This window comes from Mycobacterium sp. 050134 (assembly GCF_036409085.1).
In the GTDB taxonomy this organism is placed as follows: Bacteria; Actinomycetota; Actinomycetes; order Mycobacteriales; family Mycobacteriaceae; genus Mycobacterium.
Genome location: NZ_JAZGLV010000033.1, coordinates 1 through 19,986, shown reverse-complemented (window position 1 = coordinate 19,986; position 19,986 = coordinate 1). Strand labels below are relative to the sequence as shown.

The following is a 19,986-nucleotide window of genomic DNA, read 5'->3' as shown; positions in this document are numbered from 1 at the left end:
GGCCGGCATCCGGCCGGCCCCGCGGATTAACCGACCGCGCCGGGCTTGAGGTGGCTCACCACGAGGCAGTCCAGCATCTCTTCGGAGAAGTAGTGTTCGCAGCCGCGCAGGTACTTCAGGTACCGGTCGTAGACGTGTTCCGAGGTGAATTCGATGGCCCTGTCCCTATTGGACTCCAGCGTGTCACCCCAGAGGTGCAGCGTCCTGATGTAGTGCCGACGCAGCGAAAGGGGTTCTGGTACTTGAAAACCCGCCTTCTCGGCATGCTCGACCATCATGGCGGTGGTCGGAAGCCGCGCGCCAGGGAAGATCTCGGTGATCATGAACTTGATGAAGCGCATCGTTTCGAAGGTCAGCTTCTTGCCGCGGGCGGCCAGATCGTAGGGGTGGTAGCTGACGTTGCTCTGGATGGTCATCCGGCCGTCGTCGGGCATGATGTCGAAGCACCGCTTGAAGAAGTCGGCGTAGTTCTCGTGTCCAAAGTGCTCGAAGGCCTCGATCGACACGATCCGGTCGACGGGCTCGAAGAAGTCTTCCCAGTGCTGCAACCGAACCTCGCGCGACCGGGTGCTGTCGATGGCGCCAAGGACCTGCTCGCAGCGGGCATGCTGGTTGTGGGACAGTGTCAGCCCTATGACGTTGACATCGAATCTTTCGACGGCCCGCTTCATGGTGGTGCCCCACCCGCAGCCGATGTCCAGCAGCGTCATCCCGGCCCTGAGGTCCAGCTTGTCCAGGTGAAGGTCGATCTTGGCGAGCTGAGCCTCTTCGAGGGTGAGGTCCGGGGGCTCGAAGTACGCGCAGCTGTAAGTGCGGCTGGGATCCTGGAAGAGCGCGAAGAAGTCGTCGGAAATGTCATAATGCGCCCAGATGTCTTCCGGGCGCGTCCGTGTCTTCGTCGGGCCACTCGATAGCCCAGCTGTATTCGTCATATTCCCCCGGGGAGATGCACTGCCTGTGCTCGATCCGCACGTCATGATTCCGTGCGAGAAGAAGTCTACGAGGCTGTGCCGCAGGCGGCATTTCGTTTGGCGCAGGGGTGACCCGTGTAACAGCAGGTGCTCGTCATCTGTCGTGGTGGCTCCGGAGAAGGCGCGTATCGAGCGCGAGCGTTGAAGCACGGTCGACGGATCACGCGCCGGGGTCAAGGCCATGCAACGACTGATCCTGGTCATACATCTGTCTGCGTCTGTATGGTGCAAAGACCTTGCTTTGACCTACAGACCTTCGACCTACAGAAGAGGAGAAGGGCAGTGGCAGGACGGTTGGCGGGAAAGGTCGCGTTGATCAGCGGCGGCGCCCGGGGGATGGGCGCCTCGCATGTGCGGACGCTGGTGGCCGAGGGCGCCAAGGTGGTCTTCGGCGACATCCTCGACGACGAGGGCGAGGCCGTCGCCGCCGAAGTCGGTGACGCCGCCCGGTATCTGCACCTCGACGTGACGAAACCTCAGGACTGGGACGCCGCGGTGGCCACCGCCCTCGGTGAGTTCGGTGGGATCAACGTGTTGGTCAACAACGCCGGGATCATCAACATCGGCATCATCGAGGACTATGCCCTCTCGGAGTGGCAGCGGATCCTGGACATCAACCTGACCGGCGTGTTTCTCGGCATCCGCGCCGTGGTCAAACCCATGAAGGAGGCGGGGCGCGGATCGATCATCAACATCTCCTCCATCGAGGGGATGGCCGGGACGATCGCCTGCCACGGCTACACCGCAAGCAAATTCGCGGTGCGCGGGCTGACGAAGTCGGTGGCATTGGAGCTGGGGCCCAGTGGAATTCGCGTGAACTCGATTCATCCCGGGCTGATCAAGACGCCGATGACCGAGTGGGTGCCCGACGACATCTTCCAGACGGCGTTGGGTCGCGCCGCCGAGCCCCGGGAGGTGTCCAGCCTGGTCGTCTACCTGGCCAGCGACGAGTCCAGCTATTCGACCGGTTCCGAATTCGTCGTCGATGGCGGCACGACCGCCGGGCTGGGGCACAAGGACTTCTCCGCGGTCGACGTCGGTCAGCAGCCGGAATGGGTCACCTAGACGAGTTCACCCTCTTCGAGACTGCGGCCGCTGCGTCGAAACTGCGGCCATTGCTGGGGATTCGTCGTTCAGGGCGCGCTGAGCGCAGTTCCGGCGCGACCAGCGCAGGCTCGGGCGCAGTGCTACCCGAACCGACGTCAGCGGGCCCCCGCCGCGACGGGCTCGCCGGCCTTCTCGAGCGGCGCGGGCCAGGGCGACGCAACGGGCCGCTGGCGGACGCGTTGCGGCCACCAGAACCACTTGCCCAGCAGCGCGGCGATGGCGGGCGTCATCAACGACCGCACGACAAGCGTGTCGAAAAGCAGGCCCAGACCGATCGTCGTGCCGACCTGCCCGATGACCGTCAGCTCACTCACCGCCATCGTCATCATCGTGAAGGCGAACACCAGCCCCGCCGACGTGACAACGGATCCGGTCCCGCCCATGGCTCGGATGATGCCGGTATTCAGGCCGGCGTGGATCTCTTCCTTGAACCGGGACACCAAGAGCAGGTTGTAGTCGGCGCCGACGGCGAGCAGGATGATGACCGACATCGCCAGCACCATCCAGTGCAGTTCGATGCCGATCAGGTGTTGCCAGATCAGCACCGAGAGGCCGAAGGACGCCCCGAGCGATAGCAAGACGGTGCCCACGATCACCGCTGAGGCGACCACGCTGCGCGTGATGATCAACATGATGATGAAAATCAGGCAAAGCGAGGCGATCCCGGCGATCAGCAGGTCGTAGTCGCTGCCATCCTGCATGTCCTTAAAGGTTGCCGCGGTGCCGCCGAGGTAGATCTTGGAGCCTTCCAGGGGGGTGCCCTTGAGCGCTTCGTAGGCGGCCTTCTTGATTGCTTCGATGTGCGAGACGCCTTCCGGCGTCATCGGGTCGCCGTCGTGGCTGATGATGAAGCGCACCGCGTGGCCGTCGGGGGGCAGGAAGTTCTTCATGCCCTTCTTGAACTCGGCGTTGTTGAAGGTCTCCGGTGGCAGGTAGAACGAGTCGTCGTTCTTGGAGGCGTCGAACGCCTTGCCCATGGCGTTGGAGTTCTTCTGGGCCTCGTTCTGCTGATCCTGCAGGCCCTTCTGGGTCGAATACATGGTCAGCATCGTGGTTTTCATGGCCTTCATGTTCTCGATCATCGACGGCATCAGCGCCACCATCTGCGGCATCAGAGCGTCGAGGCGATCCATGACGGGCAGCAGGCTCTGGATGTCATCGGTCATGGTGTCGACGCCGTCGAGGGCGTCGAATATGGATCGGAGCGAAAAGCACACGGGGATGTCGTAGCAGTGTCGTTCCCAGTAGAAGTAGCTGCGGATGGGCCGGAAGAAGTCCTCGAAGTCCGCCATGTGCTGGCGTAATTCCTCGATGTCCATGGTCATGTCATGCATCTTCTTGACCATGATGTGCGTAGTGTCGGCCATCTGCGCGGTGATGCTCTGCATCTTGACCATGCTGTCGATGGTCGTCTGCATCATGTCGGCCTGGTGCAGCATGTCGGCCATCAGATCTGCTTGGTACTTCTGGTTCATCTGCTGGCTGACGCCCTGCATGCTGATCTGGAAGGGGATCGAGGTGTGCTCGATCGGCGTGCCCTGCGGCCGGGTGATCGCCTGAACGCGGGAGATTCCGGGCACCCGGAAGATCGCCTTGGCGATCTTGTCGATGACCAGGAAGTCCGCGGAGTTCCGCAAATCGTGGTCGCTCTCGATCATCAGGAGCTCGGGGTTCATTCGCGCGTTCGAGAAGTGCCGGTCGGCCGCCGCGTAGCCGGCGTTCGCCGGTAGGTCGGCGGGCAGGTATTTGCGATCGTTGTAGTTGGTTCTGTATCCGGGCAGGGTCAGCAGACCGACGAGTGCGATCGCGATCGTCATGATCAGCACGGGGCCGGGCCATCGGACGACGACGGCGCCGATCTTGCGCCAACCCCGAATGCGTTGCGCCCGCTTCGGTTCGAGCGTCTTACGAAAACGCGACGCCACCGAGATGACCGCGGGACCCAGCGTCAAGGCCGCCGCGACCACGACCACCATGCCGATCGCCAACGGGATGCCCAGCGTCTGGAAGTAGGGAAGGTTGGTGAAGTGCAGGCAGAACGTCGCGCCCGCGATGGTCAGTCCGGAACCGAGCACCACGTGAGCGGTGCCGTGATACATCGTGTAGTAGGCGTCTTCTCGCGATTCGCCGACTGACCGGGCTTCCTGATATCGCCCGATCAGGAAGATCGCATAGTCGGTCGCGGCCGCGATCGCCAGCGTGACCAACAGGTTCGTGGCGAAGGTCGAGAGCCCGATGATGTTGTAGTAGCCCAGGAAGGCCACCATCCCGCGGGCCGCGGAAAGCTCTAGCACGACCATCACCAACGTGAGCAGTACGGTGACGATCGAGCGGTAGACCATCAGCAGCATCGCGATGATCACGATGAACGTGACGGTGGTGATCACCTGCAGGCTGCGGTCACCGGCAATGTGCTGATCCGCTTGCACCGCGGCCGGTCCGGTGACGTAGGCCTTGACCCCGTTGGGCGGGGGCATGCTCTTGACGATGTCTTGCACCGCCTCGACCGACTCGTTGGCCAGGGCTTCACCCTGGTTGCCGGCGAGGTAAACCTGGACGTAGGCGGCCTTGCCGTCGTTGCTTTGGACGCCCGCGCCACTTAGCGGATCGCTCCACATGTCCTGAACGTGCTCGACGTGTTTGGTGTCGGCGTCCAGCTTCTTGACCATCTGGTCGTAGTAGGCGTGGGCGTCGGCGCCCAACGGATTCTGGCCCTCGAGAACGATCATGACCGAGCTGTTCGACTTGTACTCGCCGAACACCTCGCCTATGTGCTTCGTCGCCATGACCGACTGCGCGTCGTCCGGGCTCATCGAGACCGAGCGCATCTTCCCGACCTCGTCCAGCTGCGGGACGATCGTGTTCAGCACGGCGATGATCGCGATCCAGGCCAGGACGATGGGCACGGCGAACGTCCGGATGAATCGGGGGATGGCCGCGCGCCGCGCGTGTCCGGCGACAGGCAGGGTGTCGGTGCGGGCGTCGTCGACGTGTGTGCTCATGCGGATTTCACCAAACAAAAGGTCAGGGCGTGCACGCCGTCGGTTATCTTCTCGTCCTTGACTTCGTCGTCGATCGTGATGCGACAGCCGAGGCGGTCACCGTCGCTTTGCGCCGAGAGGTTGGGGAACACCGACGGCGCGGTCGTGCTGAGGACCAGCGTCCAAGGCAACGGAGCATCGTCGATCCGCTTGGGGTCGGCGGACAGATCCAGGTAGTTCACGTTGGCGTGGCTGGCCGAGCCGAACACCTCGTATTTGACGACCTTGGGCTTGAATGGCTTGGAGTCCTCCTGCCGCGGGCTCGTTAGGACGCCGGTGTCATTGGCTATGAAGAAAGACTTGACCCGCGCCACGGTGACGCCGCCGACCACCACGACCGCGATGATCAACAGCGGCAGCCACGCATCGCGCACAAGCTTGGAGATCCGCACGTGCCTGGATCCCTCCCCTCGTGATTCAGCGGCACCGTCGTCGCCTTCGGGCCTGGTTCTGCGGTTGTCTTACGCGCGCTCACCGCGTCACGGAGCGCCGCAATCGCCTGGGGTGGGTGAGGATCGCTACTGAAGCATCCTACATCGCATGCATTATTTGCAGTCAATGCAAGAAGGTGATCTACCTAACTGCGGCGGCCTCACTCCGCAAAGATGCTGTTAACCAGCGCCGCCGCGCTCTCGACATAGGGCATCGGCGTGTCGTCAGCGTCCCGCGGTTCCCCGCTGGCCCAGTGCTCGATTCCCGAACGCACCGCGGTGAGCGCCAGCGCGGCGATCAGCGCGGGCACCTCGTCGTCGGACCGCATGCCTTGGCGGCGGGCGACGATGTCGGTCAGCTGGATCTGGAACCGCTCCAGCTCGGCCAGGAATGCCGCCAGCACGGCGGGGGAGGTCTTGGCGAGTTCGAGCATGCCTGCGGCCTGTTCGCGCCGCGGGGGCAGGTCGCGGAGGTGGTGCGCGGCCAGGGTGATCAGTTCCGCCAGCACCACCCGGTAGGGGGCGGCTCCAGCAGCGACGAACTCCTCCGCCAGTTCCGGGGGGAGGTCCGAGGGGCCGTATGCGAGCGCCGACTCCTTGGTGGGGAAGTAGTTGAAGAACGTGCGGGTGGAGATGCCCGCCTCGGCGCAGATCTCCTCGATGGTGACCTTGTCGAAACCCCGGTCAGTCGCCAGGCGCACCGCGGCGTTGCGGATGTCCGCGCTGGTCTGGCGGCGGCGCCGCTCGCGCAGGCCCACCTGGTTCGACATGCAACCCATAGTTGCACGATACGCAAACTTTGCAGTCGACTCGTCGGCACCCGCCGCTACCGCTGGGCGAGCGCGTGCCGCAGGTGACCGCATTGACTGGCGAAGAAGGCCACTGACGCCGGCGCCTTGTCGGCGATCTGGTCGAACGCGTGGAAGGCGCCCGGGACGATCTCCTCGTGCACGGCAACACCCGCCGCACGCAGGCGCCGGGCGTACTCGAGCGACTCCTCGTAGAACAGGTCCAGCGTTCCGATCCCGATCCAGGTTGGCGGCAGGCCGGACAGGTCCGTGCGACGCGCGGGGGCCGCCTCTCGGGGGTCTGCCCCGTTCAAATACCACCGCCACGCCAGCTGGTTGTCCTGTCCGGTCCACATGAGGCGCTTGCGGCCGTCACCGTCCGCGCCGGTGCGGTCGTCGAGCATCGGATACACCAGCAGCTGGTAGGCGAGGTCAATCTCGCCGCGATCGACTGCTCGCTGGGCGAGCGCCGCGGCGAAACATCCACCGGCGCTGGCGCCGCCGACACCGATGCGCGCTGGGTCGACCCATGGTTGGCGGGTCAGCCACGACAACGCCGCATAGCAGTCCTCGAGCGGTGTCGGATAGGGGTGTTCGGGAGCCAGCCGATGTTCCACCGCGGCGATCGCAACATCGGTGCGCCGCGACAGCTTGCGCAGGAACTTGTCGTCCTGGGTGGCCGTGCCCATCAGGGTGCCGCCGCCGTGGATCCAGAGCAGCGCGGGCGCTCGGTCGGGGAGGCTCGGCGGACGGTGCAGGCGGACGCTGACGTGTTCGTCGACCCGGGCCACCGGGACGTCGCGCAGCCGGCCCGCGCTCCCCAAGAGCCGCATGAGCACCCGTTGGATCTTGTAGCCGCGATGCAGCGCATAGCCCCGTGGCGCGAGGCGTGCGGCCTTGCGCAGACCCGGATCGATTACTTCAGGTGAGGTAAATACGTTGTGGGGCAGAGTATCTGACATCTTGCGCTCTCTGATCCGGTCCGCCGACAGGCATACCGACCATACAGGACGCGTGAGGTGTCCGTGAGGGTCCGCGATCGCTGATTGGCCGGTCACGACAGGGGGTATCCGGTGCCGTGTCTTCAGCCCTGACCAAGATCGTCAGTGTCCTGGACCCGCGCACCGGGGATGTCGCAACCCAGGTGCCCATCACCGAACCGTCCGACTGCGACGCGGCCATCGACCGCGCGGCGGCCGCCGCCGGCGCCTGGGCCCGCACGTCACCGGCCGACCGCGCGGCCGCGGTGGCCGCCGCGGCCGCCGATGTTGCCGCCGCCGCCGACGAGCTCGCCGAACTCAACGAGCGGGAAACGGGAAAACTGCGCGGCGACGCCCGCGGAGGTGTCGACGCCGGAGTCGGCACGCTCCTGCAGTACGCCCAGCTCGGCCCGCTGCATCGGGGCCGGGCGCTGCAGGGCGGGTGGTCGGCGACCGATCTGATGGTTCCCCAGCCGCGCGGCGTGGTCGCGGTGTTGACGCCCTGGAACGATCCCGTCGCCGTGGCCGCCGGGTTGCTCGGGGCCGCCCTGGTCACCGGCAACACCGTCGTGCACAAGCCGAGCGAGCGTTGCCCGCAGACCGGACGCCGATTCGCCGAGCTGCTGGCCGCCCGGCTGCCCGCGGGCGTGCTGGAGATCGTCGACGGCGACGGAACCGTGGGCGCTCACCTGGCAGAGGCCGAGCGCGTCGACGTCGTCGCGCACGTCGGCGGTAGCGCCGCGGGTCGGCAGATCGCGCGGGCCTGCGCCGAGCGTGGGGCCAAGGCGCTGCTGGAAAATGGCGGGAACGATGCCCTGATCGTCGACGACAACGTGGACCCCGGCTGGGCGGCCAGCCAGGCCGCGCTGGGCGCGTTCGCCAACGCCGGGCAGATCTGCGTGTCGGTGGAGCGGATCTACGTCGTGCAATCGATCGCCGACGTGTTCCTCGACGCTCTGGTGCGTGAGGCATCCGCGTGGGCGGACCGCATCGGCCCGTTGGTGGACGAGCGACACCGCGAGCACGTGCACGCGCAGGTGGAGGATGCGACGCGGCGTGGTGCCGGCGTGTTGATCGGCGGCCAGCCCCAGCCGGGCCCCGGCACGTTCTACCCGCCGACGGTGCTGGCCAACTGCACGCCCGACATGCAGATCATGTGCGAGGAAACCTTCGGGCCCGTCGCGCCGGTGCGGCTGGTGCCGGACTTCGACGCCGCCCTGGTCGAGGCGGCCGACGACCGCTACGGGTTGGCCGCCACCGTTCTGACCGGCGACATGGCGCACGGCCAGGAGGCATGGCGCAGCCTCCCGGCCGGAACGGTCAAGATCAACAATGTGTTCGGCGGCGCGCCCGGCGGAGCCTCGGAGCTCCGCCGAGCCAGCGGGACCGGCTTCGGTTTCGGGCCCGAGCTGCTCGACGAGATGACGGCGGTCAAGGTCGTGCACTGGTCGGCACCAGTGATCGACCCGACCGCCTAGCCCGACTTGGCCCAAACACCGTCCTTGGGCCGGCCGACTCGGGCCGCGCCCTCTGACGGTTTGTCATTCGAAAGGCCCGTCATGCCCGGGGGGCGACTTAGCCGAAACTTGTCGTACCGGGCTGTGATGATGGTGTTGTGTTGTTGACCGCATCTTCGCCCGCCGCGGCTGTGAGGCCTGCTGATCGGCTTGACGTGTTGTTCGGAGAGTTGGCGGAGTTGGCGGGTCAGCGCAACGCGATCGATGGGCGCATCGTGGAGATCGTCGCGGAGTTGGATCGCGACGAGCTGTGCGGTATGACGGGGGCGCGGTCGGTCGCGGCGCTGGTGGCCTGGAAGTTGGGGTGCTCGTCGGCCAACGCCCACACGATCACCACCGTGGCGCGCCGGGTCGAGGAGTTTCCGCGCTGCGCCCAGGGCCTGCGCGAGGGGCGGCTGTCGCTGGATCAGGTCGGCGTCATCGCCGCCCGCGCCGGGGCCGGATCCGATGAGCACTACGCTCAGCTGGCCCACGTCGCCACGGTCAATCAGCTACGCACCGCGATCAACCTCGAACCCCGACCCCAACCCGAGTCTCGCCCGCAGCCGCAGCCCGCGATCAGCAAAACCTCGCACGGGGAGTCCACCTGCTGGCGGATCAGCCTGCCGCCCCCCGACGCGGCGAAGTTCGAAGCCGCCCTGGCGTCTCACCGCGACGCGCTGATCGCCGAATGGAAGCACGATCACGGCGAGCGCGCCGAGGATACGACGCCGCCATTGCCGGGCACCCTGGAGGCGTTTCTGCGTCTGGTCGACGCCGGCTGGGATGCCGAGGCCACCCGCCGCCCACACGGCCACCACACCACCGTGGTGGTGCACGTCGACGTCGACCAGCGCGCCGCCACGCTGCACCTGGGCCCGCTGCTCACCGACGCCGAACGCCAATACCTGACATGTGATGCCACCTGCGAGGTCTGGTTCGAACGTCACGGTGAGCCGATCGGCGCGGGACGCACGACCCGGGTGATCTCCCGGCGGCTGCGCCGCGCCCTTGAACACCGCCACCGCAGCTGCGTCGTGCCCGGCTGTGGGGCCACGCGCGGCCTGCACGCCCACCACCTGCGCCACTGGGAAGACGGCGGCCCCACCGAATTGGCCAACCTGGTCCTGGTTTGCCCCTTCCACCACCGACAACACCACCACGGCGACATCACCCTCTCCGGTCCCGCCGACCACCTCACCATCACCGACAGTTCCGGCCGCCCCCTGAGCCCCGGATCGCTCGCGCGCGCACCCGCGCTGGCCCCGCCCGCCGTCGCGCCCTACGCCGGACCCACCGGCGAACGCGCCGACTGGTGGTGGTACCAACCCTTCCAACCACAGGCACCACCAACCAATAACTAGGCCGGTTGCCGGCGGGGCTGAGCGTCGCTTCGGCGAGACACCCCGGCCCCGGTAGCTGCGATGGTTCAATGATCGGCGTAGGTTCTTCCGATGCAGTCGATCTGGCAGCGGCGCGTCGATGTCGCGGACTGGGACGCGGTCGCGGCCGAGTTGAACGACGTTGGCGGAGCGCTGCTTCCGCCTCTCATTTCCCCCGACGAATGCCAGGCCGTCCGCGCACTCTACGACGACGACAGCAACTTTCGCGCCACCGTGGACATGGGCTGTCATCGCTACGGACGAGGGGAGTACCGCTACGTCAATCGGCCCTATCCGCAGCCGATCGAAGAATTGAAGCAGGCGCTATATTCTCGGTTGCTACCGATCGCTCGTGACTGGTGGACCAAACTGCGCCGCGACACCCTGTGGCCTGACTCCCTCGACGACTGGCTCGAAATGTGCCACCGCGCAGGGCAAACCAAGTCCACTGCGCTCATGCTCAAATACGGTGTCGGCGACTGGAACGCGCTTCACCGAGACCTCTACGGCGACCTTGTCTTCCCGCTGCAGGTCGTCATCAATCTCGACGAGCCGGGAGTGGCGCACACCGGGGGTGAGTTTCTCCTCGTCGAGCAACGGGCGCGGGCCCAATCCCGGGGAACGGTGACGTCGCTGCCGCGGGGACACGGCTACGTCTTCACCACGCGGGAACGGCCCGTTCGCTCAACCCGGGGATGGTCGATCGCCCCGGTGCGGCATGGGGTCTCGGTCGTTCGTTCGGGTGAGCGTTACACGCTCGGCCTGATTTTCCACGACGCCGCCTAGGCGCACCGCCCGATTGGCCCGCGCGGCGTCACCGCCCATCCGGGCTGCCGGGATGCCGGCTCCCGGGCAACATCGGGGCTGCCGGTCCGGCGCCGAAGTCGTTGCCACGCAACGTGGTCAGCCCCGCCACCGGTCGTCCGGCACTCCCGCCCGCGGGTTCCCCTTCATGATTTGCGGTGGCGGTGCGGCGCTTGGTGTAGCGGCCGTCGCGGCGGCCGAAGTTGCCTGATAGGTGGCCATCGTGGCGGCGGCTTGGATCCACATTCGCGCGTAGTCGGCCTCGTTGAGGGTGATCGGGATGCTGTTGATGCCGAAAAAGTTTGTCGCCACCAGTACGCCGTGGACCGCGTGATTTATCGCGAGTTCGGCCAGAGTCGGCATGCCGGCTAACGCCGCCGTGTAGGCCGTCGCCGCCGTTTCGTGCTGCGTCGCCCGCGCGGCGCAGTCTGCGCCGGCTTGCAGCAGCCACGCCACGTACGGGGCGTGGACAACCACATATTGCGCGGCGCTCGGGCCCTGCCACACCATCGCCTGTACGTCTACGAGTACCGCGGCGAGGTCGCCCGCGACCGCCGCATACTCGCGGCTCAACGCGGTCCACGCGGTGGCCGCGGCCAGCAGCGAGCCGGGTCCTGGCCCGCTCGAAAGCAGCCCGGAGTGCAACCCGGGCGGAAAGGCCATCCAGGTCGGTGCTGTCACCTCAGGCTGGCCGTATCGAGAAACGTTGCGTCACAGGTAAGTCGATGGCGCCGCACCTGGGTCCACCCGCGCCCACGCAGCCCCCTTTTGACCAAAGTTGACGAGGCGACTCATACCGCCGACAACAGTATACGTAGTACGCAATCCGCAGATGCGGGGTAAAGGCTGTGTAAGATATGTATATACGGCAATTATCGGCATATTGATCCGTATTGCCGCAGAACTGAGCAGCGGAGGTTCGCGCCGGCGCACACCCACCGGCTGAAGGCCTTGGTCCTGCCAAGGTGTGGTCCTTCGACCCTTCGACGCGAAGGACCGTCGCGCCACACTCGGTGGATGACGCAGTTTGACGGTGCCGGTGAGGGTGAGCGTCTATTGGCCGATCGGCTGGTTTCGTTGCGGGGCAACGAAAGGCTGTTCGACGACCGGGCGGACGCCGGGAGGCGTTTGGCCGAGCGCCTCGCGTCTTTGCGCGGCCAGGACGTGGTGGTGTTGGGACTGCCCCGCGGCGGCGTTCCGGTTGCCTTTGAAGTCGCCAAGGCGCTGAACGCCCCGCTGGACGTTCTCGTGGTTCGCAAACTCGGGGTGCCGTTCCAGCCGGAACTGGCCTTCGGTGCGATCGGGGAGGGCGGCGTTCGTGTGATCAACCAGGACGTCGTTCGGGAAATCCGTTTATCCGAGGAGGACATGGCAGCCGTCGAGGCGAAGGAGCGCGCGGAGGTTGAGCGCCGCTCCGCGCGGTTCCGCCACGACCACGAACGGATTTCCTTGGCGGGGCGGACCGCACTCATCATCGATGACGGTGTCGCCACCGGCGCGACGGCCGAGGCGGCCTGCGAGGTGGCGCGCGCTCAGGGCGCCAGTCGGGTGATTCTCGCGGTTCCGATCGGTGGAGGCGACGTCTTCGCACGCCTTTCCAGGTACGCCGACGAGGTGATCTGCATGCACACGCCCGCCTTCTTCTTCGCCGTCGGGCAGGGTTACCGCAACTTCACCCAGACCTCGGACGCCGACGTGGTCACGCTGCTTGACCGAGTGCGGGAAGGGTTCGGTGACCCGCCTGCCGATGCCGCAGCCGACGACCCACCGCTGCGTGACGAGGAAGTTCGGGTCAGCGCCGGTCCCGTGACCGTCGCCGGGCACCTGAAGGTTCCGCAACGGCCCATCGGAATCGTCGTCTTCGCGCACGGAAGCGGAAGTAGCAGGCACAGCGCCCGAAACCGTTATGTGGCGGAGGTGTTGAACGGCGCGGGCATTGCCACACTGCTGTTCGACCTCCTGACGCCCGACGAAGAAGTCAATCGCGCCAACGTCTTTGACATAGAGCTGTTGGCCCGACGGCTGGTGGACGTCACGATTTGGCTGGCGACCCAGCGCGAGACGGTCGGCCTCCCGATCGGCTACTTCGGTGCCAGCACCGGAGCCGGCGCGGCGCTGGCGGCGGCCGCCGATCCGCGGGTGAAGGTGAGCGCCGTCGTTTCGCGGGGCGGTCGACCCGATCTGGCTGGTTGGGCGTTGACCAAGGTTCAGGCGCCGACGCTGCTCATCGTGGGAGGGCGGGACGATGTTGTCCTCGGGCTGAATCGGCAGGCGAAGTCGATGATGCCCGGCGTGTGCAAGCTCATGGTCGTTCCGGGCGCGACTCACCTCTTCGAGGAGCCCGGCACCCTCGAGCAGGTAGCTGTCCTCGCCCGCCGTTGGTTCGTCGAGCACCTCAGTCGAGTGGTCGCGACGGCCCAAAGCCGTTGAAGTCCCGCGGCACAATCTCATCAGCCGATTTCGGCGCGAAGCCCTTCGTGTCTCTGCTCGAGTTCGCTGCTCACGCCGGTGAAAAGGTCGTGCGCGTCGGCGTCGACGGCCCTCAGCCTGACGCGCAGCACGCCCGATCGCCTATCGATGACGATGCTGCCGGACGGCCGCAGCGGGTACTCGTTCGAGCCCGGGGCGCCGGCACTCAGCTCAAGCCCGTGGTCGTCCCTCAGCCGGTCAGCCAGGGCCGTCACAACCTCTTCTTCAAGTTCCGTGGCATCGACTGTCTCGGGCACGGTCACCGTCAGGGTGGTCACGAGGGCGACGCTACCAGCCTGGGAGGCCAACACTGTTGGACGCATAGGGCCGACCGGGGGAGTTGCCGCCGACTCCGCCGGCTCAACGAGCGCCTTTTCCGGTCGAACGCCTTCCTGGAAGGGACGAATGACCCTAGGCGGGCGTACCGCGCCGCGTTTAGCTTCGAAGTGCCCGGTCCAAAAACGATTGGGCTTCAGGATGATTCAAGGAGTCCCGCGATGACCGTCGACGACATGGCCGCTAACCGATGAGCGCCCCCTACGGTGGAACCAGTCCGGCCGCGGGCGAATACAGCACAGACGATGACAACCAGCTCCAGCCGGAGGACACCCTCATCGACCGCGGCATCGATGACATGCTCGACGAGGGTTATTCACCGCCCGAGCGACCGTATGGACGCGGCGCCTTTGGACCGGCCGAAACCATGGACCAGATACTGGCCGAGGAAGAGCCGGATCCGGCCTCCCGGATCAACGTCGTGACCGACCAAGCCGAGCGGCAGCGCTCGGACGCCTTGGAGCGCGAATTCGAATTCCCGGAGCGGCGCGAAGTAGGTCGTGAACGCGCGGGCCGTCTAGTCGCCCCGGACCACGGATTCGGCGCGGACGTCGACGACGAGTTGGTCGCCGAGGACGTCGGGATCAGTGGCGGCTCAGCATCCGCCGAGGAAGCGGCCGTCCACATCATCGACGACGAAGACTGACGCACCGCGCGAAAACGACTTCGGGCCAACGGGTTCGGCTGGCCCGGCAAGATCTACGATGTCCGACTCAGGGCGGGACACTTGAGCATGAAGATTTGGATACAAATCCGGGATCAAGATGACGACGACGAATACCCGGATGGCGCTACCTATGAAATCGCCCCCGGCGGGGTGTTAAAGGTAACCAGCGGTACGGATATTCACCTCTACAGCCCCGCTCGCTGGCTAGAGGCCACGATTGACTCTCGCCCAGCGGGGGAGCGTGCCGAGGCCGGCGAAGAGCTGAACGACGAGCTTAATTGGCAGTAACGGCCGCCCTCAGAAACGAACGACCGAGCCGCTCAGGGGCGTTGTGGCGCGGGCGCAGCCTTCTCGGGGCGGTCAGAGAACGCCGGGTACTCGACCGGCTTGCTGGAGGCCTCCGATGAAGCGACGTGCTCCGGTGCTTCCGGGTGGGAGAAAAGGTTCGAGTTGTCCATGTGGATCCTTAAAAATGAATCTCGGCCGGTGCGCGGTGTTGACGAACGGACGACAATCGCGCACTGATCCCTCTGCTGATGCGCTTACGATTCGCGGTGACCGCGAGAAAGATGGTTCATCCCCAACTGTACAGGGAGCCCGCGCGGCGCAGGTGGGGCACCTCGGCCGTGGCGGCGAGTGCCGTGGTCGGCGTGATGTATGCTGATGTGAACGTTGGTCGTCAGTGCGACGGCCGGCACGTCGTGAAACGTTTCTTCACCCTTCCGGTGTCCGCCCTGAACCAGTGGCTGACGCACTCAATCCGGCAGTTCGTATCGCGGCGATCGATTTTGCCCACCGGCAATCTCGCCACCTTGTGCTGACCGACCGCGTGCATCGTCGCCGCCAACTCGGCACAACCGAATGCTGAAAGACATCAAGTGACTACTGGCAAAACCTTTGCCGATCTTGGCGTGCGCGAATCACTCATCGGAGTGCTCGCCGACCGTGGAATCACCCATCCGTTTCCGATCCAGGTCGAGACACTCCCCGACACACTCGCCGGCCGGGACGTCCTCGGCCGCGGCAAGACCGGCAGCGGTAAGACGCTCGCCTTCTCGCTCCCGATGGTCAGTAGGCTGGCCGGCCGCCCGCGCCGCCCGTCGCGCCCCGCGGGTCTGGTGCTGGCCCCGACCCGGGAACTCGCCAGCCAGATCACCGCGACGCTGGAGCCCCTGGCCGCCGTCAACAATCTCCGGGTGACCACGATCTTCGGCGGCGTGCCGCAAGGCAGGCAGGTGGCGGCGCTGAAGTCGGGCGTCGACATCGTCGTGGCCTGCCCCGGTCGCCTCGAAGACCTGATGAAGCAACGCTTGGTCAGCCTCGACTCGGTCGAAGTGACGGTCATCGACGAGGCCGACCACATGGCCGACCTCGGCTTCCTGCCCGGGGTCACCCGCATTCTGGCGGCCACCCCGAGCGGTGGCCAGCGGCTGCTGTTTTCCGCGACCCTCGACAACGGCGTCGACAAGCTCGTCAATCGCTTCCTGCATGATGCGGTGCTGCATTCCGTCGACAGCTCTGACTCGCCGGTCGCCGAGATGACGCACCACGTCTTCCATGTCACGGGCGTGGAAGCCAAGAAGGAATTGGTCCACCGGCTGGCTTCCGGCACCGGTCGCCGAATTCTTTTCATGCGCACCAAACATCAGGCGCGCAAGTTGGCAAGGCAGTTGACGGAATCCGGGGTGCCCGCAGTTGACTTGCACGGCAACCTATCTCAGCCGGCCAGGGACCGTAACCTCGCGGCCTTCGCGGCTGGTGAGGCCCGAGTGTTGGTGGCGACCGACATCGCCGCGCGTGGAGTCCATGTCGACGGAATCGAATTGGTGGTACACATTGATCCGCCGGCCGAGCACAAGGCATACCTGCACCGGTCCGGACGCACTGCACGGGCCGGCAACGCGGGCGACGTCGTGACGGTAGTGCTGCCCGAGCAGCGCAAGGACGCTCAAGTGCTGATGCGCCGGGCGGGCATCCGCGTGACCCCGCAGGAGGTCACCGTCGACTCGGCCGCTGTGCACGCGGTGGCCGGTGAGGTGGCGCCGTACCGGGCTCCCGCACCGAGAAAGACGGTGCCCCCGCCCGCGTCGCCGTCGCGCCGTTCCGGTTCGGCTAGCCGGGGACGGAGTCGCCGCTCAGGCCGCAGGGCCTGAATGGCATTGCGCCACAATTCCTTTAAATTTTGGGCCGGCACATGTTACGCTGGCGCGTCGGATGTTTAAGGTACATCCGCATTGAAATGAGAGAAGTAAGTAAATGGCACAGGGAACTGTGAAATGGTTCAACGGTGACAAGGGCTTCGGCTTCATCACCCCTGACGACGGTGCGAAGGACCTCTTCGTCCACTACTCCGAGATCCAGGGGAATGGCTACCGCTCACTCGAAGAGAACCAGCGAGTTCAATTCGAGGTTCAGCAGGGAGCCAAAGGACCCCAGGCAGTAGGAGTTTCTGCCGTCTAAGAAACCCCATACCTGGCAGTGGGCTGGTGCGACTCTCGCGCCAGCCCACTGGCGTTTCCAGGGCCGGCACGCCCGGCCCTGAGCCCGCCCTCGCCCATTGCGACAATGGTTCCCATGGCTGAACAGAGCATCTGGATGCAGAAGGTTGCGGCCAACCCCAATCACTCGCGCTGGTACATCGAGCGCTTCCGTTCGATGGCGCGCGCCGGCGAAGATCTGGTGGGCGAGGCCCGCATGGTGGACGCAATGGCATCGCGCGGCGCCCGCATCCTCGATGCCGGGTGCGGCCCGGGCAGGGTGGGCGGCTACCTGGCCGAGGTCGGTCACCAGGTGGTCGGCGTCGACGTCGACCCGGCGCTCATCGAGGCGGCGGAGCAGGACCATCCCGGACCGCGTTGGCTCGTTGGCGACCTTGCCGATCTCGACTTGCCCGCGCGCGGCATCGACAAACCGTTCGACGTGATCGTGATGGCGGGCAACGTCATGACGTTTCTTGCCCCCGGCACCCATGTCCGGGTGCTGACGCGGCTGCGTGCCCACCTCGGTGCCGACGGTCGCGCGGTGATCGGTTTCGGCGCCGGCCGCGGTTACGAGTTCGCGCAATTCCTTGATGATGCGGCTGAGGCAGGGTTGGTGCCTGACCTGTTGCTGTCCGCCTGGGACCTGCGACCCTTCAACGAGGACTCGGACTTTCTGGTGGCGATCTTCCGGATGGCGTAGCCAAAAAGGAAGTCGTCCCATCCGGCCGGCCTGCGCAGGCCGCGTGCGGCGCCGGCAGCGCCGGGTTTAGACCGCCGCGAATCAGGTAATCAATCGACCAGCGATTCAACACACGTCGAGCTAGGAGGCCGCTGATGGCGACGGTCCTGATTTGCTGCGCCTGCGGTTATCCCACGGTTGGCGCGGAGCTGTGCTTCTATTGCCGGCCCATCGCCGCTGAAGCGCTGAACGGCGGCCGCACGGCCGAGCTGACTCCTTCGGCGACGATGCTGAGGCCTGGGTCGGTGCCGGTTGAGCTACGGCGCTCCGTCCGCAGTTGGACTGCGCAAGCCAGTTAGCTCAGGCTCGGGCGGGTTGGCCGCCGTCATCGCGTGTTCGTTGCCCGCCACCCAGGCGGGAGGCGGGCGGGTGGACTATCCGTTGTGCGCTTCGGGCTCCGTCGCCAGCGTCTGTTGGGTGGCCGCCCACGACGCCAGGAGCGCCAAATTGTCAGCGGTCGGCGTGCCGGCGGGCGCAGTATAGATGTTGAGGCGCAGGCCGGGGTCGGCGGGCAGTTCCAGGGACTCGACGTCCAAGTCGAGCTGGCCCACAATCGGATGGTGCAACCGCTTGCGGCCGGACCGGTGCAGTCGCACGTCCTGAGATGCCCACCGCTGCCGGAATAGCCCACTGCACGTTGACAGTTCGCCGACGAGGGCGATCAGCTCCTCGTCGAAGTACTCACCCTGACCGGGGACTCCTACCGCACCCGGGCACGGCGCCAACTACTCGCCAAGGACCGCACCACCGACTGAGCCAAGCCCCCTCACTACCGCACCGCGATCGCGCCGCGCGGCACCATAAGGACGTCACACCGCACCAGTTCGATACTGGTGCGAAAACCGGTGCATACCGTCGTCGAAACCGTCGAGATGCCAACCCGTCGAGGCAAAGAAATCGAACGCCGGGCGATTGTCCGGATCGACGAATGCGATCCACTGCTGCGTCGGCGGATGCCCGTCCCAGGCCAACACCGAGGCCAACACCTGACGCCCCAGACCTGAACGCCGCCTCTGCGGGCAGACAGCCAGGTCGGTGATCGCGTGCGCGTCACCCGCAGGATCCCAGGCGCACCCGGTGAGACCCACCGCTGCACCATCGGCAGCAGTAATCACTAGCTCAACACCGTCGTCTGACGATAAGACGTGTTCGAGCCAGTCCCGATCGAGCGGACCCAGCTTGCGGCTGAGTTCCACATCCTCGAACCAACCCGCAATCCACTCCCAGTCGGCACGCACTGTCCGACGAACGTGCAAACCCCCCGCTGCCGACGACTCCACAACACCATCATTTCAGCTCAGCCAAGACCGTCGAGCCCCGCAGACACCACCTGTGGGGGGTCAATCCCAATCCGTCGCGGAGGGGTCAATTCCAATCCGACGTTGACACTCTGCATGCCAGACCGGGATCACCGAATCCGCACGGGTACCCGATGAGGTCATTGGCATACCGGCGGGACTCCTGCAAGCCGGCATCCCCTGCGTCGTGGCCACCCTCTGGCCGGTCAACGACCGGTCCACCGCGGTGCTGGTAGCCGAGTTCTACCGACTGCTACTTCTTGAGAAGAAGGACCCGGCAGCCGCGCTGCGTGGAGCCCACCAACATCTACGCAAGGCCAGTGCTGGTGAACTCGCGGCTTGGTTCGAGGAGTGTTACGACCGCTCTGGCGGAACCGACCTCGCAGCCTACGACGCCGCCACAGAATTCCGGTCGCGTCCCGACCCGCTGGACCACCCCTATGACGCCCCGGTGTTCTGGGCCGGCTTCATATACTCAGGTCCCTAGGTTCGGATTCGACTACTACCAATCTCGCCCCTGCGAAATATCGGCGACGGTGAAGACTCACCGACGTAGCACAACCCCACCCGCCTGAGTGATGTCGTCACGTGACATAACGGTCGCTGACCTTCAACCGTCAGCACGCGGACCCAGGAGGCGGATTCGTTGGGTCGCGCGGCGCTCGATGTTGTGCGGACAGTGGTCCGCGGCGGCACGACGTCCGGCGAATGGAGAGAACCCGGGACTGGTGGGAATTTCGATGAGCGTCAGCGGGGAATTTCAGCGAGCACGATCAAGGAACTTGATCACGAGTATTCGCGGCTTGTAAGGCCCCCTTCCTGGACCCCGCTTTCGTCACCGTGACGTTTTAGGCCTTGCGGGGGGGGGGGGGGGGCAACCGGTCGGCGAGTCCGCCGATTGTCGGTGCGGCGACGAGGAGATGCTTCATTGCTCGGCCGGTGAGTGTCGCGACGCCTTGCGTCGAAACGACTTGCCGTCGAACGTCGCGTCGGCACC

19 protein-coding genes and 3 pseudogenes are annotated in these 19,986 nt (G+C 65.9%); 12 read left to right on the top strand and 10 right to left on the bottom strand.

Features of this window, described 5'->3' with window-relative positions:
- Window positions 1–26: 26 nt before the first annotated feature.
- Window positions 27–932 carry a cyclopropane mycolic acid synthase family methyltransferase gene (locus tag SKC42_RS25795; RefSeq protein ID WP_330967076.1) on the bottom strand — a complete coding sequence of 302 codons (906 nt, stop codon included), beginning with the start codon at window positions 930–932 and terminating at the stop codon, window positions 27–29.
- Window positions 933–1,253: 321 nt separating this feature from the next.
- Here SKC42_RS25795 and SKC42_RS25790 point away from each other — a divergent pair, with 321 nt between their 5' ends.
- Window positions 1,254–2,036: a glucose 1-dehydrogenase gene (locus tag SKC42_RS25790; RefSeq protein WP_330967075.1), complete on the top strand. Its 783-nt coding sequence runs from the start codon at window positions 1,254–1,256 to the stop codon at window positions 2,034–2,036.
- Between the two features lie 137 nt (window positions 2,037–2,173).
- Here SKC42_RS25790 and SKC42_RS25785 read toward each other — a convergent pair whose 3' ends face one another.
- The 4 genes from SKC42_RS25785 to SKC42_RS25770 all read right to left on the bottom strand — a co-directional run bounded on the left by SKC42_RS25785 (window position 2,174) and on the right by SKC42_RS25770 (window position 7,300).
- Window positions 2,174–5,080, bottom strand: a complete 2,907-nt coding sequence (locus tag SKC42_RS25785; RefSeq protein WP_330967074.1) for an MMPL/RND family transporter — start codon at window positions 5,078–5,080, stop codon at window positions 2,174–2,176.
- Window positions 5,077–5,511 carry an MmpS family transport accessory protein gene (locus SKC42_RS25780; protein WP_330967073.1) on the bottom strand — a complete coding sequence of 145 codons (435 nt, stop codon included), beginning with the start codon at window positions 5,509–5,511 and terminating at the stop codon, window positions 5,077–5,079. The genes SKC42_RS25785 and SKC42_RS25780 overlap by 4 nt, the downstream gene beginning before the upstream one ends.
- A gap of 200 nt (window positions 5,512–5,711) precedes the next feature.
- A complete protein-coding gene (locus tag SKC42_RS25775; protein ID WP_330967098.1) occupies window positions 5,712–6,320 on the bottom strand; it encodes a TetR family transcriptional regulator in 609 nt (202 codons plus the stop codon).
- Between the two features lie 56 nt (window positions 6,321–6,376).
- Window positions 6,377–7,300, bottom strand: coding sequence for an alpha/beta hydrolase (locus SKC42_RS25770; protein ID WP_330967072.1), 924 nt, complete (start codon window positions 7,298–7,300; stop codon window positions 6,377–6,379).
- A gap of 116 nt (window positions 7,301–7,416) precedes the next feature.
- On the opposite strand from SKC42_RS25770, the gene SKC42_RS25765 reads away from it, so the two are divergent.
- The 3 genes from SKC42_RS25765 to SKC42_RS25755 all read left to right on the top strand — a co-directional run bounded on the left by SKC42_RS25765 (window position 7,417) and on the right by SKC42_RS25755 (window position 10,982).
- Complete coding sequence (locus tag SKC42_RS25765; protein WP_330967071.1) at window positions 7,417–8,796, top strand: aldehyde dehydrogenase family protein; 1,380 nt, start codon at window positions 7,417–7,419, stop codon at window positions 8,794–8,796.
- Between the two features lie 137 nt (window positions 8,797–8,933).
- On the top strand, window positions 8,934–10,178 hold the full coding sequence (locus tag SKC42_RS25760) for an HNH endonuclease signature motif containing protein (RefSeq protein ID WP_330967070.1): 1,245 nt from the start codon (window positions 8,934–8,936) through the stop codon (window positions 10,176–10,178).
- 90 nt (window positions 10,179–10,268) lie between these two features.
- Window positions 10,269–10,982, top strand: coding sequence for a 2OG-Fe(II) oxygenase (locus SKC42_RS25755; RefSeq protein WP_330967069.1), 714 nt, complete (start codon window positions 10,269–10,271; stop codon window positions 10,980–10,982).
- 28 nt (window positions 10,983–11,010) lie between these two features.
- Here the strand turns inward: SKC42_RS25755 and SKC42_RS27870 are convergent, their stop codons facing one another.
- Window positions 11,011–11,112, bottom strand: a complete 102-nt coding sequence (locus SKC42_RS27870; RefSeq protein ID WP_442932265.1) for a hypothetical protein — start codon at window positions 11,110–11,112, stop codon at window positions 11,011–11,013.
- 35 nt (window positions 11,113–11,147) lie between these two features.
- Window positions 11,148–11,681: pseudogene (locus SKC42_RS25750) on the bottom strand (PPE family protein); the annotation flags it as partial.
- A gap of 336 nt (window positions 11,682–12,017) precedes the next feature.
- Between SKC42_RS25750 and SKC42_RS25745 the strand changes: the two are divergent.
- Window positions 12,018–13,430, top strand: coding sequence for a phosphoribosyltransferase (locus SKC42_RS25745; protein ID WP_330967068.1), 1,413 nt, complete (start codon window positions 12,018–12,020; stop codon window positions 13,428–13,430).
- Window positions 13,431–13,450: 20 nt separating this feature from the next.
- On the opposite strand, the gene SKC42_RS25740 is transcribed toward SKC42_RS25745, so the two are convergent.
- Window positions 13,451–13,747 (bottom strand): hypothetical protein, encoded by a 297-nt coding sequence (locus SKC42_RS25740; protein ID WP_330967067.1) that lies wholly within the window; start codon window positions 13,745–13,747, stop codon window positions 13,451–13,453.
- Window positions 13,748–13,995: 248 nt separating this feature from the next.
- On the opposite strand from SKC42_RS25740, the gene SKC42_RS25735 reads away from it, so the two are divergent.
- The 6 genes from SKC42_RS25735 (at window position 13,996) to SKC42_RS25710 (ending at window position 17,652) form a co-directional block, all read left to right on the top strand.
- Entirely contained in the window at window positions 13,996–14,451 is a 456-nt protein-coding gene (locus SKC42_RS25735) for a DUF5709 domain-containing protein (RefSeq protein ID WP_330967066.1), read from the top strand.
- An 87-nt stretch (window positions 14,452–14,538) separates the two neighbouring features.
- Entirely contained in the window at window positions 14,539–14,760 is a 222-nt protein-coding gene (locus SKC42_RS25730; protein ID WP_330967097.1) for a hypothetical protein, read from the top strand.
- 266 nt (window positions 14,761–15,026) lie between these two features.
- The gene (locus SKC42_RS25725; RefSeq protein WP_330967065.1) at window positions 15,027–15,293 is read left to right on the top strand and encodes a hypothetical protein; all 267 of its coding nucleotides are present in this window, start codon (window positions 15,027–15,029) and stop codon (window positions 15,291–15,293) included.
- A gap of 57 nt (window positions 15,294–15,350) precedes the next feature.
- Entirely contained in the window at window positions 15,351–16,625 is a 1,275-nt protein-coding gene (locus tag SKC42_RS25720) for a DEAD/DEAH box helicase (RefSeq protein WP_330967064.1), read from the top strand.
- A gap of 103 nt (window positions 16,626–16,728) precedes the next feature.
- Complete coding sequence (cspE, locus tag SKC42_RS25715) at window positions 16,729–16,932, top strand: transcription antiterminator/RNA stability regulator CspE (protein WP_330967063.1); 204 nt, start codon at window positions 16,729–16,731, stop codon at window positions 16,930–16,932.
- Between the two features lie 114 nt (window positions 16,933–17,046).
- Entirely contained in the window at window positions 17,047–17,652 is a 606-nt protein-coding gene (locus tag SKC42_RS25710; RefSeq protein ID WP_330967062.1) for a class I SAM-dependent methyltransferase, read from the top strand.
- A 413-nt stretch (window positions 17,653–18,065) separates the two neighbouring features.
- Here the strand turns inward: SKC42_RS25710 and SKC42_RS25705 are convergent.
- A pseudogene (locus SKC42_RS25705) lies at window positions 18,066–18,365 on the bottom strand (MmyB family transcriptional regulator); the annotation flags it as partial.
- Window positions 18,366–18,500: 135 nt separating this feature from the next.
- Window positions 18,501–18,929 carry a GNAT family N-acetyltransferase gene (locus tag SKC42_RS25700; RefSeq protein WP_330967061.1) on the bottom strand — a complete coding sequence of 143 codons (429 nt, stop codon included), beginning with the start codon at window positions 18,927–18,929 and terminating at the stop codon, window positions 18,501–18,503.
- Window positions 18,930–19,092: 163 nt separating this feature from the next.
- Here SKC42_RS25700 and SKC42_RS25695 point away from each other — a divergent pair.
- Window positions 19,093–19,476: pseudogene (locus SKC42_RS25695) on the top strand (CHAT domain-containing protein); the annotation flags it as partial.
- Window positions 19,477–19,986 lie beyond the last annotated feature (510 nt).